The sequence below is a fragment of the Streptomyces sp. 4F14 genome (genome assembly GCF_048159485.1).
GTDB lineage: Bacteria > Actinomycetota > Actinomycetes > Streptomycetales > Streptomycetaceae > Streptomyces.
In genome coordinates, this window is sequence record NZ_JBLRVY010000018.1 from 1 (window position 1) to 16,023 (window position 16,023).

Consider the following 16,023-nt stretch of genomic DNA (forward strand, 5'->3'; position numbering starts at 1 on the left):
ACCTGCCCGGCCTCAGCCACCGACAACGAAATGGGCCCCCGACTCCGTCGGCGGCCCATCACGAAAGATCGAGGCTAGTACCACGGAGCTACGGCGCACTCGGCCACACAAGTGCCATGTACGCGCTGAAGTACGCCGATGCTGTTACCGCTGTTCCCAGGGTCAGCCAGCGGAAGCGTCGCGAGGCTTTCGTCAGGTGGACGGCGATCGGAAGGAGCAGCGGGAACGCCGGGAGGAGGAAGCGGGCCCGGGGGAAGTAGACGCCGCCGCTGCCCAGGACGATGGCCAGCATGGCGCCGGTGAAGATCAGGAGCGGCGGCGGTTGGCGGTCCCCTACCGAAAGGGTGTAGAGGGCGGTGGCCGCGATCAGGGTTACCGTCACGCCGATCAGGAACAGTTCCGGCGTCGAGTCCTGGCCCAGGAGTTCGCGGAAGCGGCGGAGGGTTTCCTGGCCGCCGGTCCATTCGTTGTGCCAGAGGCGTTGGACCGCGAAGTAGCCGTCCCAGCGGTGGAGGCGGAGGCCGACCCAGGTGACGTAGGCGCACCAGCCGAGGGGGGCGGCAACAAGAGCGAGGGCGGCGCCGTATGTGCGGTGCTTGCGCAGAGACAGCAGGGCCGTGATCGAGACCGCCGCCGCTACCGCGATGCCCGTGGGGCGGGTGAGGCCGGCCAGGGTCGCCAACGCTGCTGCGGGGAGCCAGCGTTGGGTCAGGGTCAAGTACAGGGACCAGGCCGCCAGGGCTGTGAAGAGGGATTCCGTGTACGCCATCCACTGGACCAGGGCGACCGGCCAGGCCGCCCACAGGACGGTCAGGAGGATGCCGGTGCGGTGGTCGTGGAGGTGGGCGCCGATCGCGTAGATGCCCCAGGCCGCGAGGAGGGAGGACGTGAGGGCTACGGCCAGACCCGTACTGGGGAGGGAGAGGTGGGTGAGCGTCGAGAGGGTTTTCACCGAGTAGGGGTACAGGGGGAAGAACGCCAGGTTGTTCGCGTCGTATGCCGTACCCAGGGTGTGCGTGTAGCCGTGGGTGGCGATACCCCAGTACCACTTCGCGTCCCACTCCTGGGACAGGATCGGGCGGACGCCGTGGTGGCGGCGGTGGGCCCAAGTCGCAAGGAAGGCAAGGGAGATGAGGCGGACCGCGAGGTACGCGGCGAGGGCCGGGGCCGCGTGGCGCAGGGCGGGGGTGCGGGGGCTCGGCGGGGGTTTCGGCGCCGTCGGTGGGGGTGGGGTGGGGGTGATGAGGGCGGTCACGGCGGCGGGCTCCAAGTCGGGCGGTCCGGTACTACCGGTCCACCGTTCACCCGGGGAGGCGCGGGGGGTGGGGCGCGCGGGGGCTGTCGCCGGGAAATCACCCTATGGGAGCAGATGGTTGTGTGAGGGGTGGGGTACGGGGGTCAGCCGCCGGTGCGGGTCTGAACCCCCGTAGTCCCCGTGTACGTCTCAGGTATTAGATGCCCGCCGCCGTCGAGAAGTCCTGCTTGATCTCCGTGAGGAGGCGTGCCGCCTGCTCGCGGGCCGCCGGGAGCGCCGCGTGGTCCGCGACCGGGACCACGACCTCCAGGTAGCACTTGAGTTTCGGCTCCGTGCCGCTCGGGCGGACGATGACGCGGGCGCCGTCCAGGGTGTAGCGCAGGCCGTCCGTGGGCGGGAGCTTGTCCGTGCCCTGCGTCAGGTCCTCCGCCTTCGTGATCGTGAGGCCCGCGAGCTGGGTCGGGGGGTGTTCGCGCAGGCGGGTCATCGCGTCCGCGATCAGGGTCAAGTCCTCGACACGGACCGAGAGTTGGTCCGTCGCGTGCAGGCCGTGCGCCACCGCCAGGTCGTCCAGGAGATCCAGGAGCGTACGGCCCCGCTCCTTCAGCTCCGACGCCAGTTCCGTGATCAGGAGCGCCGCCGTGATGCCGTCCTTGTCGCGGACGCCCTCCGGGTCCACGCAGTAGCCGAGGGCCTCCTCGTAGCCGTATCGCAGGCCCTCCACCCGGGCGATCCACTTGAAGCCCGTCAGGGTCTCCTCGTACGGGAGGCCCGCCTTCTCCGCGATGCGGCTCAGCAGGGACGACGAGACGATCGACTCCGCGAACGTTCCCCGCGCGCCTCGTGTCACCAAGTGGGCCGCCAGCAGGGCGCCGACCTCGTCGCCGCGCAGCATTCGCCAGTCCTCGCCGTCGCGTACCGCCGCCGCGCAGCGGTCCGCGTCCGGGTCGTTCGCGATGATCAGGTCCGGGAGGGTCTCCCTCGCCTTCGCGAACGCCAGGTCCATCGCGCCCGGTTCCTCCGGGTTGGGGAACGCGACCGTGGGGAAGTCCGGGTCCGGGTCCGCCTGTTCGGGGACCAGGACGGGGGTGGGGAAGCCCGCCCTCGCGAACGCCGCCAGCAGGACGTCCTTCCCTACGCCGTGCATGGGGGTGTAGACCGTGCGGGCCGTGCGGGGGGAAGTGGGGGACAGTACCTCGTCCGTACGGGAGAGGTACGCCTCAAGTACTGCCTCGTCCAGGGTCTCCCAGCCCGCCTCCGGGCGGGGGACGTCGTTCAGGGACGCGATCGACTCGATCTCCGCCGCGATCTCGCTGTCCGCCGGGGGGACGATCTGGGAGCCGTCGCCCAGGTACACCTTGTAGCCGTTGTCCCTCGGGGGGTTGTGGCTCGCCGTCACCTCTACGCCTGCCGCTGCGCCCAAGTGCCTTATGGCGTACGCCAGTACGGGGGTCGGGAGGGGGCGGGGGAGGACGGCCGCGCGGAGGCCCGCGCCCGTCATCACCGCGGCCGTGTCCCTGGCGAAGTCCGCGGACTTGTGGCGGGCGTCGTAGCCGATGACCACCAGTGCGTCGGTCTCGCCCTTGCTCTTCAGGTAGGCCGCCAGGCCCGCGGCGGCTCTGATGACGACCGTGCGGTTCATGCGCATCGGGCCGGCGCCGAGTTCGCCTCTCAGGCCGGCTGTGCCGAACTGGAGGGTGCCGGAGAAGCGGGCGGTGAGCTCCGCTACGTCGTTGGCCTCGATCAGTTTCGACAGTTCGTCGCGGGTGTCGGGGTCGGGGTCCTCCGCGAGCCACGTCCTGGCCCGGGCCATGAGGTCGTCTTGCACTGCGGGTCAGCCTCTCGTTGTACGTCGTGGGTGGTACGGCTGGATTTCCTCGCCCCCGCCGCCCCTACCCTCCCCCAAGCTCTTCGAGCAGGGGGGACCCCCACATCCTGAAGGGGTTCCACCCCTTCGACCCCGCCAGGGGCTCTGCCCCTGGACCCCGTTCGGCCCGAAGGGCCTCGTCCTCAAACGCCGGACGGGCTGGAATGTGTGGACCGGTGTTGAGGAAGCGCTGCCTGAGCGCCGGACGGGCTGGAATGTCCGGCCGGCGTTGAGGAGGTGCCGCTGAGTGGTTCTGCGCTCTCAGCCTCAGGTGCCGGACCACCCCCCGCCCGGCACCTCAAGCCACTCCCCCTCAGGTACTACAGCCGGCCCAGTACCTGCGTCAGCAGTTCGCCCATGCGGGAGGCGCTGTCCCGGCCCGCCTGGAGGACTTCCTCGTGGTTGAGGGGCTCGCCCGTCATGCCCGCCGCGAGGTTCGTGACCAGGGAGATGCCGAGGACCTCCGCGCCGGCCTCGCGGGCGGCGATGGCTTCGAGGACCGTGGACATGCCGACCAGGTCCGCGCCGATGACGCGGGCCATGCGGATCTCCGCGGGGGTCTCGTAGTGGGGGCCGGGGAACTGGGCGTAGACGCCCTCCTCCAGGGTCGCGTCGATCTCCTTGCAGAGGGCGCGCAGGCGGGGGGAGTAGAGGTCCGTGAGGTCGACGAAGTTCGCGCCGACGATCGGGGACGTCGCCGTGAGGTTGAGGTGGTCGCTGATCAGGACCGGCTGACCGGGGCGCATGCCCTCGCGGAGGCCGCCGCAGCCGTTGGTGAGGACGATGGTCTTGCAGCCGGCGGCGACGGCGGTGCGGACGCCGTGCGCGACGGAGGCGACACCGCGGCCCTCGTAGTAGTGCGTGCGGCCCAGGAAGACCAGTGCCCGCTTCTCGCCGATCTTGTACGAGCGGATCTTGCCGCCGTGGCCCTCGACGGCCGGCGGCGGGAAGCCGGGGAGTGCCGTGACCGGGAACTCCGCGTCGGGTGCGCCGAGCGCGTCGACGGCCGGCGCCCAGCCGGAGCCCATCACGAGGGCGACGTCATGCGTCTCGGCACCCGTCAGCTCACGCAGCCGCGCGGCGGCGGCGTCGGCGGCGGTGTAGGGGTTGCCCTGAATGTCGTCCGGGATGTCGTCCGGCAGAAGAGATGCGTTCACGCGGATGAGCGTAGCCGGTCTGTGCCTACGCGCGTAGATGACAGACCTTACGGTGCGACGATCGTTGTCTTGTCGTTTCCGGCCAACTCCGGTCGGAGTCGATCAGCAGGGACGCTTCCGCAGCTCCATCACATAGTCGTGCGGCGCCCCCGCCGACTCCGCCGCGTCCGCGATCTCCCCGAGGTAACGGGCGGAGGGGAGACCCCCCTCGTACCCGTTGAGAACGTATGTCCACGCCCCCTCCTCGCCTTCCAGGGTGTGGACGCGAATACGTGTACGGCGGTAGATCCCGAGGCCGGTGGCCTCCCAGCGGTCGAGGGACTCCTCATCCATGGGAGCTACGTCGTACAGGCCGACGAATACCTGAGAGCCAGGCTCCTCGACGATCGTCGCCAGCGCGCCCTCCCAGCCCATCTGCTCGCCGCCGAAGGTGAGCCGCCAGCCGTTCAGCCAGCCCGTCGCACGCAGCGGGGAGTAGGGGGCGCGGCGGGTCATCAGCCGCGCGTCGAGGTTGCCGGCGTACGCGGCGTAGAGCGACATGGGGGAGAGGGTACGGCAGTGGCGCCGGGGGTCTGATGCGATGCCGTGGTGGCTGTGGCTCCCCGGTATCAGCACCGCCGGTCATACCGGGGTCGTAGTCCACCCGGCCCCCCGAATCCCACCTCTCCCGTCGCGTACGGGACAATGGGGTATGTGACTCGGATCGTGATCATCGGTGGTGGGCCCGGCGGGTATGAGGCGGCGCTGGTGGCCGCGCAGCTCGGGGCGGAGGTGACCGTCGTCGACTGCGACGGTCTGGGCGGTGCGTCGGTGCTTACCGACTGCGTGCCGTCCAAGACGCTCATCGCCACGGCGGAGGTGATGACGACCTTCGACTCCTCGTACGAGGAGCTGGGGATCATCGTCGCCGACGACACCCCGCCCCTGGAGCAGGCGGCCCGGGTCGTGGGTGTGGACCTCGGCAAGGTCAACCGCCGGGTGAAGCGCCTCGCGCTGGCCCAGTCGCACGACATCACCGCGTCGGTGACGCGCGCGGGCGCGAAGGTGATGCGCGGCCGGGCCCGGCTGGAGGGCATGCAGTCCCTCGACGGCTCGCGCCAGGTCGTCGTCGCGACTCCGGACGGCAACGAGCAGACGCTGACCGCGGATGCCGTACTCATCGCGACGGGGGCTCACCCCCGAGAGCTACCGGACGCGCAGCCCGACGGCGAGCGGATCCTCAACTGGACGCAGGTCTACGACCTGACCGAGCTGCCCGACGAGTTGATCGTCGTCGGTTCCGGTGTCACCGGCGCGGAGTTCGCGGGGGCGTACCAGGCGCTCGGCTCGAAGGTCACCCTCGTCTCGTCGCGTGACCGGGTACTGCCCGGGGAGGACCCGGACGCCGCGGCCGTCCTGGAGGAGGTCTTCCGGCGGCGCGGCATGAACGTCATGGCCCGCTCGCGCGCCGAGTCCGCGAAGCGCGTCGGCGACCGCGTCGAGGTGACCCTCGCGGACGGCCGGGTCATCACCGGCAGCCACTGCCTGATGGCCGTCGGCGCGATCCCCAACAGCGCCGGGCTCGGTCTGGAGAAGGCCGGCGTCAAGGTCCGCGAGTCCGGGCACATCTGGACCGACAAGGTGTCCCGCACTACAGCTCCGGGGGTATACGCCGCCGGTGACGTCACCGGTATCTTCGCCCTCGCCTCGGTCGCCGCCATGCAGGGCCGTATCGCCATGTACCACTTCCTCGGCGACGCGGTGGCCCCCCTCAACCTCAAGACCGTCTCCTCGAACGTCTTCACCGACCCCGAGATCGCGACCGTCGGCTACAGCCAGGCCGACGTCGACGCGGGCAAGATCGACGCACGCGTCGTCAAGCTGCCGCTGCTGCGCAACCCCCGCGCGAAGATGCAGGGCATCCGCGACGGCTTCGTCAAGATCTTCTGCCGGCCGGGTACGGGGATCGTCGTCGGCGGCGTCGTCGTCGCGCCGCGAGCTTCGGAACTGATCCACCCCATCTCGATCGCCGTCGACAACAATCTGACGGTCGAACAGATCGCGAACGCGTTCACCGTGTACCCGTCCCTGTCGGGCTCGATCGCCGAGGTGGCACGGCAGCTGCACACGCGGAAGGCGGCGGGCGAGGGCTGACGGCCGAAACCAACTCCCCGTCGGTCACGGGGAGTTGCCAGGGTTGGTGACGGCGTGGGGTGGGTAGCCGAGCCCCTATACCACTTCACCCACTCCTGTGCGAACAACTTCGTTTATTCGGCGCAAACACCTGAAAACAGACGGTCGCCCGCGTTACTGTCAGTTTCGTGTTCGCTGCTGAACGTCGCCAATTGATCCTCGAAATGGTGCGAGCGAACGGGGCCGTGTCGCTCCGTGAGCTCGCCCGCGTCGTCCAGACCTCCGAAGTGACCGTACGGCGGGACGTGCGCGCGCTGGAGGCAGAAGGACTCCTCGACCGCCGGCATGGCGGTGCGGTACTGCCGGGTGGATTCACGCGAGAATCCGGCTTTCCGCAAAAGTCCCATCTCGCGACCGCCGAGAAGACGGCCATCGCCGATCTCGCGGCGGGATTCGTCCAGGAGGGCGAGGCCATCGTCGTCGGGGCCGGTACGACCACGCAGGAGCTGGCCCGCCGGCTCGCGCGGGTCCCCGGTCTGACCGTGGTCACCAACTCCCTGCTCGTCGCCCAGGCGTTGGCCCACGCGAATCGGGTGGAGGTCGTCATGACCGGTGGGACCCTGCGCGGGTCCAACTACGCGCTCGTCGGGAGCGGGGCGGAACAGTCCCTTCAAGGGCTGCGCGTCTCCCGGGCGTTCCTCTCCGGGAGCGGGCTCACCGCCGAGCGGGGGCTCTCCACGTCCAACATGCTGTCCGCGTCCGTCGATCGTGCGCTGGTGCAGGCCGCCGCCGAGGTTGTGGTCCTCGCGGATCACACGAAGCTCGGTACCGACACGATGTTCCAGACGGTGCCGACGGATGTCATCACCCGCCTCGTCACCGACGACCCTCCCGCCCATGACGACCGTGCGGCAACGGAGTTGCAGGCGCTCGCCGATCAAGGGGTGCAGATCGCTGTTGCCGGTTCCCCGGGAGCCTCCGGCGGGGAGGCGGTTCCTGCGCGTCAGCATCCGCCGCAACGGCGGGATGTCGCGCTGCCCACGCCCCGGAGGGGGCAACTGCCCGGTTCCGCCGGGGGGTTGAGGGCGGCTGCGGTGATGGGGGAGCAGCCGCAGAATGAGAGGGCAAGGGTCGCGGATCTCAGGCGGAGCAGGTAAGTGTGCGGCCGACCGTCGTGGGTGGCTGGTCGCGCAGTTCCCCGCGCCCCTAAAAGCCATGCAGTCACCTGAAGTTGAAACACTTCCCTGGGCAACACCTACGCCCCTGAAGGGGGCTGCGTAGCAGCCATCCTTCAGGGGCGCGGGGAACTGCGCGACCAGCCACGACGGCGGGGCAGACTCGTACGAATCCGAGCCCACCCCCCGCCGGCGAGCCGTGCTCAGTCCTTGATCTCGCAGATCGCCGCCCCCGATGTCAACGACGCCCCGACCTCCGCCGACAGCCCCTTGATCACGCCCGCCTTGTGCGCGTTCAGCGGCTGTTCCATCTTCATCGCCTCAAGGACGACGACGAGGTCGCCCTCCTTGACCTCCTGCCCCTCCTCGACGGCGACCTTGACGATGGTGCCCTGCATGGGAGAGGCGAGCGTGTCGCCCGAGGCGACCGGCCCCGACTTCTTCGCCGCCCGGCGCTTCGGCTTGGCGCCGGCCGCGAGGCCCGTGCGGGCCAGGGACATGCCGAGGGAGACGGGCAACGACACCTCAAGCCGCTTGCCGCCGACCTCGACGACGATCGTCTCGCGGTCGGTGTCGTCCTCGGCCTCCGCCTCGGCCGGCGCCGAGAACGCGGGGATCTCGTTGACGAACTCGGTCTCGATCCACCGCGTGTGGACGGTGAACGGCTCGGCGGAGCCGGTGAGTTCGGGCGCGAACGCCGGATCGCGAACTACCGCGCGGTGGAAGGGGATCGCCGTGGCCATGCCCTCGACCTGGAACTCCTCCAGCGCGCGGGCGGCGCGCTGCAACGCCTGTTCGCGGGTGGCGCCCGTGACGATCAGCTTCGCGAGCAGTGAGTCCCACGCGGGGCCGATGACGGACCCGGACTCGACGCCGGCGTCGAGACGGACACCGGGGCCTGACGGCGGCGCGAACGTCGTCACCGTACCCGGCGCGGGCAGGAAGCCCCGGCCGGGGTCCTCGCCGTTGATGCGGAACTCGAAGGAATGGCCCCGGAGTTCGGGGTCGCCGTAGCCGAGTTCCTCGCCGTCGGCGATGCGGAACATCTCGCGGACGAGGTCGATGCCGGCGACCTCTTCGGTGACCGGATGTTCCACCTGGAGACGAGTGTTGACCTCCAGGAAGGAGATCGTGCCGTCGAGCCCGACGAGGAACTCGACGGTACCGGCGCCGACATAGCCGGCCTCGCGCAGGATCGCCTTGGACGACGAGTACAGCTCGGCGACCTGAGCCTCCGTCAGGAACGGCGCGGGCGCCTCCTCGACGAGCTTCTGGTGGCGCCGCTGGAGCGAGCAGTCACGGGTCGAGACGACGACGACGTTGCCGTGCGAGTCGGCGAGGCACTGCGTCTCGACGTGCCGCGGCTTGTCGAGGTACCGCTCGACGAAGCACTCCCCGCGCCCGAACGCGGCGACGGCCTCGCGGACGGCGGAGTCGTACAGCTCCGGCACCTCTTCGAGCGTACGGGCGACCTTCAGCCCGCGCCCGCCACCGCCGAACGCGGCCTTGATGGCGATCGGCAGCCCGTGCTCCTCGGCGAACGCGACGACCTCGTCGGCGCCGGAGACCGGGTCGGGCGTACCGGCGACGAGCGGGGCGCCCGCGCGCTGCGCGATGTGGCGGGCGGCGACCTTGTCGCCGAGGTCGCGGATGGCCTGCGGCGGCGGGCCGATCCAGACCAGGCCCGCGTCGAGGACGGCCTGCGCGAAGTCGGCGTTCTCGGAGAGGAAGCCGTACCCGGGGTGGATGGCGTCCGCGCCGGACTCCCGGGCGGCGTTCAGCACCTTCTCGATGTCGAGATAGCTGCTCGCCGGGGTGTCACCACCCAGGGCGAACGCCTCATCCGCGGCGCGGACATGCAGCGCGTCCCGGTCCGGGTCGGCGTAGACGGCGACGCTGGCGATACCGGCATCCCGGCACGCGCGGGCCACGCGGACTGCGATTTCGCCACGGTTGGCGATGAGCACCTTGCGCACGATTGAGGCTCCCTCCTGGAAACAAGCCGAGTTTAGGGACTGCCGACACGGCGCATCGACCCGTCCCCAAAGGTGAGCTTGCCCACACAGAGCGTGACGCCAGGCTCGCTCGACCCGCGAAATCCCTTGTCGTACGGCCGTACGCAGGACTCCTCGGAAAACCCTAGCCCGCTCATGTGGTCAAGGTCTCTGTGAAGGCGTGCTGCGGCCCACTCCGTTTCTTTGTTGGATCCCTACGAACGGCGCGGCGGATCTTTGCGCCGGCACGAACCATTGTCCAGAGCTTTACCAGTCAGTAGCGTCTCTGATGGCCCGAACGTACGTCGGGCCGGAGCAGAATCGCTCCAGCACGGGTCGAAAGCAGGTGGTGACGGTGGTCCGCAGACCGGTGGCATGGGTGGTCGCGGTCGTCCTCCTCGTGGAGGCGTTCGGCGTCGCCCTCCTGAACTGGATCCTCGGCACGTTCGTCGACCGCCAGCACATGTCCCTCGCGGGCCTCGACCCGGACGTGATGGCGAACTCCTCGAAGATCTCCGGCTTCGTCTTCGCCGCGTACTTCGCCTTCTGCGCGTTCGTCGCGCTCCTGGTCGCGGTCCGCGGTCACCGGCCGGCGGGCCTCGGCCGCGTCCTGCTGATCAGCGCGGCCGTCGTCCACGGCCTGCTGGCCGCCGTCTCCTGGGGCCTGCTCGGCGCCACGGCCTTCGTCGCGATGATCGCGGTCATGGCCCTGATCGTGTTGCTGCTGATGACGCACGACGAGTACGACGGGTACGAGGACGGCGTGCCGAAGGCCGAGAGCGGGCCGGGGCCGCTCACGCCTCCGTCGGTGCCCACAACTCCGTGATGCCGATGCCGAGTTCGCCGAGCAACCGGCGAACGAGCGGCAGGCTGAGGCCGATCACGTTCCCGTGGTCGCCGTCGATGCCGTCGATGAACGGCGCCGAGCGGCCGTCGAGCGTGAACGCCCCGGCGACGTAAAGGGGTTCACCCGTCGCGACGTACGCCGCGATCTCGGCGTCGGTCGGTTCGCCGAAGCGGACGACGGTGGAGGCGACGGCGGACGTCCAGCGGCCGTCCGCGTACACGCAGTGCCCCGTCTGGAGGGTGCCCGCGCGGCCGCGCATCGACTTCCAGCGGGCGGTGGCCTCCTCGGCGTCGGCGGGCTTGCCGAGTGCCTGGCCGTCGAGGTCGAGGACCGAGTCGCAGCCGATCACCACCGCCCCCTTGGTCTCCGGGCGGGCGGCGACCACCGACGCCTTCGCCTCCGCGAGGGCCCGCGCCAGCTCGGCGGGGGTGGGGGCGGTGATCGCGTCCTCGTCGACGCCGCTGACGATCTTCTCGGGCGCGAAACCGGCGTCCCGCAGCAGCTTGAGGCGGGCCGGGGACTGGGAGGCGAGGATGAGGCGGCGAGTCATGGGGGTCAGGTTATCCGTGGCCGGTCAGCCCCTCATCTCAGGCCGATGACGAACATCGCCAGCACCATCGCGACGGCCATGAGGAACCCCAGTCTGCGCAACATGCCCTGCATGTCGCGCAGTTCCTTGGGGGGTTCGTTCTCAGGGTCGGACCACAGCATGGTGTCCAGGGTGCGACGGAAAGGTGGAGAAGACCTGAGTACTAGTACTCAAGTCTTCCGTTTCACCTCGGCCAGTAGGTCCGCGCCCACGCCGTGGCCCCCGCTCGGGGTACCCCCCGCTCGGCGATCCGCGCCGGATCCGACCACGCGTCCTTCGCCTGCGCGACGTCGGTCTCAGGAGCTACCGACGCCCTCGCTCTCACCACCGCGAGTGCGGCGGCCAACTCCTCCGGGGTCGGGTTTCCCCGGACGACCCTGATGTTCATAGCGACTCCTACAGGGGGATGTTGCCGTGCTTCTTCGGCGGGAGCGACTCCCGCTTCGTACGGAGCTGACGCAACCCCCGTACGACGTGCCGCCGCGTGTCCGACGGCATGACCACCGCGTCGATGTACCCGCGCTCGGCGGCGATGTACGGGTTGAGGAGGGTGTCCTCGTACTCCTGGATGAGCCGCGCCCGTACCGCCTCGACGTCCTCGCCGTTCGCCTCCGCCTCGGCGATGGTCCGCCGGTGCAGGATGTTGACGGCGCCCTGTGCGCCCATGACGGCGATCTGCGCGGTCGGCCAGGCCAGGTTGAGGTCGGCGCCGAGGTGCTTGGACCCCATCACGTCGTACGCGCCGCCGTACGCCTTGCGGGTGATGACGGTGATCAGGGGGACCGTCGCCTCCGCGTAGGCGTAGATCAGCTTGGCGCCCCGGCGGATGATGCCGTCGTGCTCCTGGTCGACGCCGGGCAGGAAGCCGGGGACGTCGACGAAGGTGAGGACCGGGATGTTGAACGCGTCGCAGGTCCGCACGAACCGCGCGGCCTTCTCGCTCGCCTTGATGTCCAGGCAACCGGCGTACTGCATCGGCTGGTTGGCGACGATCCCGACCGGCTGCCCCTCCACCCGCCCGAACCCGGTGAGGATGTTCGGCGCGTACAGCGGCTGCGTCTCGAAGAACTCCGCGTCGTCCAGGACGTGTTCGACCACCGTGTGCATGTCGTACGGCTGGTTCGCGGAGTCCGGGACGAGGGTGTCCAGCTCCAGGTCCTCGTCGGTGACGGCGAGATCGGCCTCCTCGGGGAAGACCGGCGCCTCGGAGAGGTTGTTCGACGGCAGGTACGACAGCAGCTGCTTGACGTACTCGACCGCGTCCTTCTCGTCCCCGGCCATGTGATGGGCCACGCCCGACACGGAGTTGTGGGTCCGCGCGCCGCCCAGCTCCTCGAAGCCGACGTCCTCGCCGGTCACCGTCTTGATGACGTCCGGGCCCGTGATGAACATGTGCGAGGTCTGGTCGACCATCACCGTGAAGTCGGTGATCGCCGGGGAGTAGACCGCTCCACCCGCGCACGGGCCGACGACCAGGCTGATCTGGGGGATGACCCCGGAGGCATGGGTATTACGCCGGAAGATCTCCCCGTACGCCCCCAGCGAGGCGACGCCCTCCTGGATCCGCGCGCCGCCCGAGTCGTTGATCCCGATCACCGGGCAGCCCGTCTTCAGCGCGAAGTCCATGACCTTCACGATCTTCTGGCCGTACGTCTCGCCGAGCGCGCCGCCGAACACGGTGAAGTCCTGCGAGAACACGGCGACCGGACGGCCGTCGACCGTGCCGTACCCGGTGACGACCCCGTCCCCGTACGGCCGGTTCCGCTCCAGGCCGAAGTTGGTCGAGCGGTGCCGGGCGAACTCGTCCAGCTCGACGAACGAGCCTTCGTCCAGCAGGAGTTCGATCCGCTCACGGGCCGTCAGCTTGCCCTTGGAGTGCTGCTTCTCGACGGCCCGCTCCGACCCGGCGTGTGTCGCTTCCCCGACACGGCGCCGGAGATCCGCGAGCTTCCCCGCGGTCGTGTGGATGTCGGTCTCGTGACGCGTTTCCGGCTCGGACATCGGGATGCGGCTCCCTGCCTGCTCAAGAGGGGGACGGTTACTCGTTCGTAGAGTAGTGGTGCGCCTACGGGTCAGCAGTGCGGCGTTGGCCACACCTAGGGTGGGTGGTATGACACCCCGCGAGCCGGCAGACCCGAGCCCCTGGTCCGACCTCGAACGCCCCCCGCTGAACGCGACAGCCCTCCGCCGGGGGCTGATCCGCGAAGGGGGGCTGTGGCGCGAGGTGAAGGTCGTCCGCAGTACGGGCTCCACGAACACGGACCTCGCGTCCTCCGCAGACGGGACGGCCGAGGGCACGGTCCTCATCGCCGAGGAACAGACCGCGGCGCGGGGCCGCCTGGACCGCCGCTGGACGGCACCCCCGCGCTCGGGCCTCTTCTTCTCGGTACTGCTCCGTCCCTCTCAGGTACCGGTCCACCGCTGGGGCTGGCTCCCCCTGCTGACCGGCGTGGCCGTCGCGACGGGCCTCGCGAGGTCGGCCGGCGTGGACACGTCCCTGAAATGGCCCAACGACCTGTTGGTAAAGGTCGGGGGCGAGGAACGCAAGGCGGGCGGCATCCTCGCGGAGCGCGCGGGCAAGGACGCGGTGGTCATCGGCGTAGGCATCAACGTCACCCTCAAGGCTGACGAACTCCCCGTACCCCAGGCGGGCTCCCTGGCCCTTGCCGGAGCGGTGAGCACGGACCGTGACCCCCTCCTGAGGGCCGTACTCCGCTCCCTGGAGGAGTGGTACGAGAAGTGGAGGCAAGCGGAGGGCGACCCCGCGACGAGCGGCCTCCAGGAAACGTACGCGGCGGGCTGCGCGACGCTGGGCCGCACGGTGCGGGCGGAGCTGCCGGGGGACAGATCGGTGGTGGGGGAGGCGGTGGCGGTGGACGGGGACGGCCGCTTGGTCCTGGCGACGGAGGACGGGGTGAGGGAACCGGTGGGGGCGGGGGACATCGTGCATTTGAGGCCGGCGTAGAGGGCGGAACTTCTTGGCGGGCGCTGGGGAGACGTACCCAGGGGCGCGGGGCTGTATCGATATGCGGCTCCGCCGCGTGGGCGCGACAAGCCACAGCGGACCGGTGGTCGACAACGGACCCATCCCGGCGGGGGTTCAGGGGGCAGAGCCCCCTGACTGGACGCCCAGACCAACACCGGCCACCAGAAACCCGGCGTTCACTGTGCACCCGGTTCCTCCTCCCAGCGTGAGCTACCGCACATCTGCCGTAAAGTTGACCCCGGTCGATACCTGACCGTGGCAGACCGGAAGGGCAGCAGGCGTGACCGTCGACGACACCGGCTCCGACGTGGGCGAGGACGCTGCCGACCCCGGCGAGGACCCCCTCGCGCTGCGCCTGGAGGGCCTGATCCTGGGCGCGGAGCGTCGGTACACCCCGTTCCAGGCGGCCCGCAGCGCGGGCGTGTCGATGGAACTGGCGTCCAGGTTCTGGCGGGCGATGGGCTTCGCGGACATCGGCCAGGCGAAGGCGCTGACGGAGGCGGACGTCCTGGCCCTGCGCCGCCTCGCGGGCCTCGTGGAGGCGGGCCTGCTGAGCGAGGCGATGGCCGTCCAGGTGGCCCGTTCGACGGGCCAGACGACGGCCCGCCTCGCGGAGTGGCAGATCGACTCGTTCCTGGAGGGCCTGACCGAGCCCCCGGAGCCGGGCATGACCCGTACGGAGGTCACGTACCCGATCGTCGAACTCCTCCTCCCCGAGCTGGAGGAGTTCCTCGTGTACGTCTGGCGCCGCCAGCTCGCCGCGTCGGCGGGCCGCGTCGTGCAGACGGCGGACGACGAGGAGATGGTGGACCGGCGGCTGGCCGTCGGCTTCGCCGACCTCGTCGGCTTCACGCGGCTGACCCGCCGCATGGAGGAGGAGGAACTCGGCGAACTGGTCGAGGCGTTCGAGACGACGGCCGCCGACCTGGTCGCCGCGCACGGCGGCCGGCTGATCAAGACGCTGGGCGACGAGGTCCTGTACGCGGCGGACGACGCCGGCACGGCCGCGGAGATCGGCCTGCGCCTGATCGAGACGATGGCGAACGACGAGACGATGCCGGAACTCCGCGTCGGCATGGCCTTCGGCACGGTCACCACCCGGATGGGCGACGTCTTCGGTACGACGGTCAACCTCGCCTCCCGCCTCACCTCCATAGCCCCCCGGGACGCGGTCCTCGTGGACTCGGCGTTCGCGGAGGACCTGATCCGCAGCGGCGACGCGCCCGCCTCGGAGGCGCAGGCCGCGGAGGAGGCGGCGACGGCGGAGAAGGAGGGCGAGGAGCCTCCGGCGTACCGGTTCGCGCTCCGGCCGATGTGGCAGCGGCCGGTGCGGGGTCTGGGCGTGGTGGAGCCCTGGCTGCTGAGCAGGCGGGACGGGGAGGAAGAGGAACGCTGAGGGGGCTCAGGGGCCCGGTTCGATGAGGGGCGTGTCCACGCAGAGGCCGATGACCGGTACGCAGATGTCGTGAGGGGCGTCGGGGGTGGGAGTAGTACTCGGGGTGTGGCTCTCAGGGGGTACGACCGTGGGGGGAGGGGTCGGCGAGGGGGACGCGGCGGGGGTGGGCGTGTCGGGGGTCGAGGTAGGGGATACCGGTAGCTCCTGAGAGGGATCCGAAGGGCGGGGTACGCCGGAGATACCGGGGGTGCTGCGAGGGTCCGGGATCTTGGAGACGGTTCCCCCTGAAGGACGGCGGGTATCAGTGGCCGCACCCGAGGGGACCGGTGCCGCGTTCGTCGCGAGTTCCGTGACGCCACCGGCGTACCCCTCACGGCCGACCTCACCCGCCCCTACCCCCGAGGTACCCCCGCCGCCCCCGTCCGGCATCACCCGCAGCAGCCCCAGCACCCCCGCCGCGAACGCCAGCCCGCCCGCCGCGAGGACCACCTTCCGGGGCCGGGGGCGTCGATGCCGCCCCCGGGGGCGGAACGTGCCTGAGCGTGCCGTCGCCGGATCGTCTCCCTCGTACATGTCCCCTCCCGATGGGCCGCAGTGACGGTATGCGGCGGGGTAGGAGTCGGGGTGGTGGTCCGCAGGTATGTC

The 16,023-nt window shown here is 70.3% G+C and carries 15 protein-coding genes; 5 read left to right on the top strand and 10 right to left on the bottom strand.

The features are described 5' to 3' along the window. Positions 1 to 88: 88 nt before the first annotated feature. The 4 genes from ACLZOT_RS28295 to ACLZOT_RS28310 form a co-directional block, all read right to left on the bottom strand. Positions 89 to 1,255, bottom strand: a complete 1,167-nt coding sequence (locus ACLZOT_RS28295) for a hypothetical protein (RefSeq protein ID WP_416971922.1) — start codon at positions 1,253 to 1,255, stop codon at positions 89 to 91. A gap of 196 nt (positions 1,256 to 1,451) precedes the next feature. Continuing rightward, positions 1,452 to 3,083, bottom strand: coding sequence for a phospho-sugar mutase (locus ACLZOT_RS28300; RefSeq protein ID WP_416971923.1), 1,632 nt, complete (start codon positions 3,081 to 3,083; stop codon positions 1,452 to 1,454). Between the two features lie 359 nt (positions 3,084 to 3,442). After that, a complete protein-coding gene (locus ACLZOT_RS28305) occupies positions 3,443 to 4,279 on the bottom strand; it encodes a purine-nucleoside phosphorylase (RefSeq protein ID WP_416971924.1) in 837 nt (278 codons plus the stop codon). A gap of 102 nt (positions 4,280 to 4,381) precedes the next feature. Beyond that, on the bottom strand, positions 4,382 to 4,819 hold the full coding sequence (locus ACLZOT_RS28310; RefSeq protein ID WP_416971925.1) for a gamma-glutamylcyclotransferase: 438 nt from the start codon (positions 4,817 to 4,819) through the stop codon (positions 4,382 to 4,384). A gap of 54 nt (positions 4,820 to 4,873) precedes the next feature. Between ACLZOT_RS28310 and ACLZOT_RS28315 the strand changes: the two genes are divergently transcribed. Continuing rightward, on the top strand, positions 4,874 to 6,412 hold the full coding sequence (locus ACLZOT_RS28315; RefSeq protein WP_416972113.1) for an NAD(P)H-quinone dehydrogenase: 1,539 nt from the start codon (positions 4,874 to 4,876) through the stop codon (positions 6,410 to 6,412). Between the two features lie 167 nt (positions 6,413 to 6,579). Continuing rightward, complete coding sequence (locus ACLZOT_RS28320) at positions 6,580 to 7,548, top strand: DeoR/GlpR family DNA-binding transcription regulator (protein ID WP_416971926.1); 969 nt, start codon at positions 6,580 to 6,582, stop codon at positions 7,546 to 7,548. A gap of 221 nt (positions 7,549 to 7,769) precedes the next feature. Here ACLZOT_RS28320 and ACLZOT_RS28325 read toward each other — a convergent pair whose 3' ends face one another. Continuing rightward, entirely contained in the window at positions 7,770 to 9,542 is a 1,773-nt protein-coding gene (locus tag ACLZOT_RS28325; protein ID WP_416971927.1) for an acetyl/propionyl/methylcrotonyl-CoA carboxylase subunit alpha, read from the bottom strand. Positions 9,543 to 9,915: 373 nt separating this feature from the next. Here ACLZOT_RS28325 and ACLZOT_RS28330 point away from each other — a divergent pair, with 373 nt between their 5' ends. Further along, positions 9,916 to 10,386, top strand: a complete 471-nt coding sequence (locus ACLZOT_RS28330; RefSeq protein ID WP_416971928.1) for a hypothetical protein — start codon at positions 9,916 to 9,918, stop codon at positions 10,384 to 10,386. On the opposite strand, the gene ACLZOT_RS28335 is transcribed toward ACLZOT_RS28330, so the two are convergent. The 4 genes from ACLZOT_RS28335 to ACLZOT_RS28350 all read right to left on the bottom strand — a co-directional run bounded on the left by ACLZOT_RS28335 (position 10,355) and on the right by ACLZOT_RS28350 (position 12,997). After that, a complete protein-coding gene (locus ACLZOT_RS28335; RefSeq protein WP_416971929.1) occupies positions 10,355 to 10,957 on the bottom strand; it encodes a Maf family protein in 603 nt (200 codons plus the stop codon). The genes ACLZOT_RS28330 and ACLZOT_RS28335 overlap by 32 nt on opposite strands. 32 nt (positions 10,958 to 10,989) lie before the next feature. Then, positions 10,990 to 11,118, bottom strand: coding sequence for a morphogenic membrane protein MmpB (mmpB, locus tag ACLZOT_RS28340; protein ID WP_416971930.1), 129 nt, complete (start codon positions 11,116 to 11,118; stop codon positions 10,990 to 10,992). A 62-nt stretch (positions 11,119 to 11,180) separates the two neighbouring features. After that, the gene (locus tag ACLZOT_RS28345) at positions 11,181 to 11,384 is read right to left on the bottom strand and encodes an acyl-CoA carboxylase epsilon subunit (protein ID WP_416971931.1); all 204 of its coding nucleotides are present in this window, start codon (positions 11,382 to 11,384) and stop codon (positions 11,181 to 11,183) included. Positions 11,385 to 11,392: 8 nt separating this feature from the next. After that, positions 11,393 to 12,997, bottom strand: coding sequence for an acyl-CoA carboxylase subunit beta (locus tag ACLZOT_RS28350; protein WP_416971932.1), 1,605 nt, complete (start codon positions 12,995 to 12,997; stop codon positions 11,393 to 11,395). Between the two features lie 109 nt (positions 12,998 to 13,106). Here ACLZOT_RS28350 and ACLZOT_RS28355 point away from each other — a divergent pair, with 109 nt between their 5' ends. Beyond that, positions 13,107 to 13,961: a biotin--[acetyl-CoA-carboxylase] ligase gene (locus tag ACLZOT_RS28355; RefSeq protein WP_416971933.1), complete on the top strand. Its 855-nt coding sequence runs from the start codon at positions 13,107 to 13,109 to the stop codon at positions 13,959 to 13,961. A 301-nt stretch (positions 13,962 to 14,262) separates the two neighbouring features. Further along, positions 14,263 to 15,378 (top strand): adenylate/guanylate cyclase domain-containing protein, encoded by a 1,116-nt coding sequence (locus tag ACLZOT_RS28360; RefSeq protein ID WP_416971934.1) that lies wholly within the window; start codon positions 14,263 to 14,265, stop codon positions 15,376 to 15,378. Between the two features lie 6 nt (positions 15,379 to 15,384). Here the strand turns inward: ACLZOT_RS28360 and ACLZOT_RS28365 are convergent, their stop codons facing one another. Further along, entirely contained in the window at positions 15,385 to 15,951 is a 567-nt protein-coding gene (locus ACLZOT_RS28365) for a hypothetical protein (protein ID WP_416971935.1), read from the bottom strand. Positions 15,952 to 16,023: the final 72 nt, after the last annotated feature.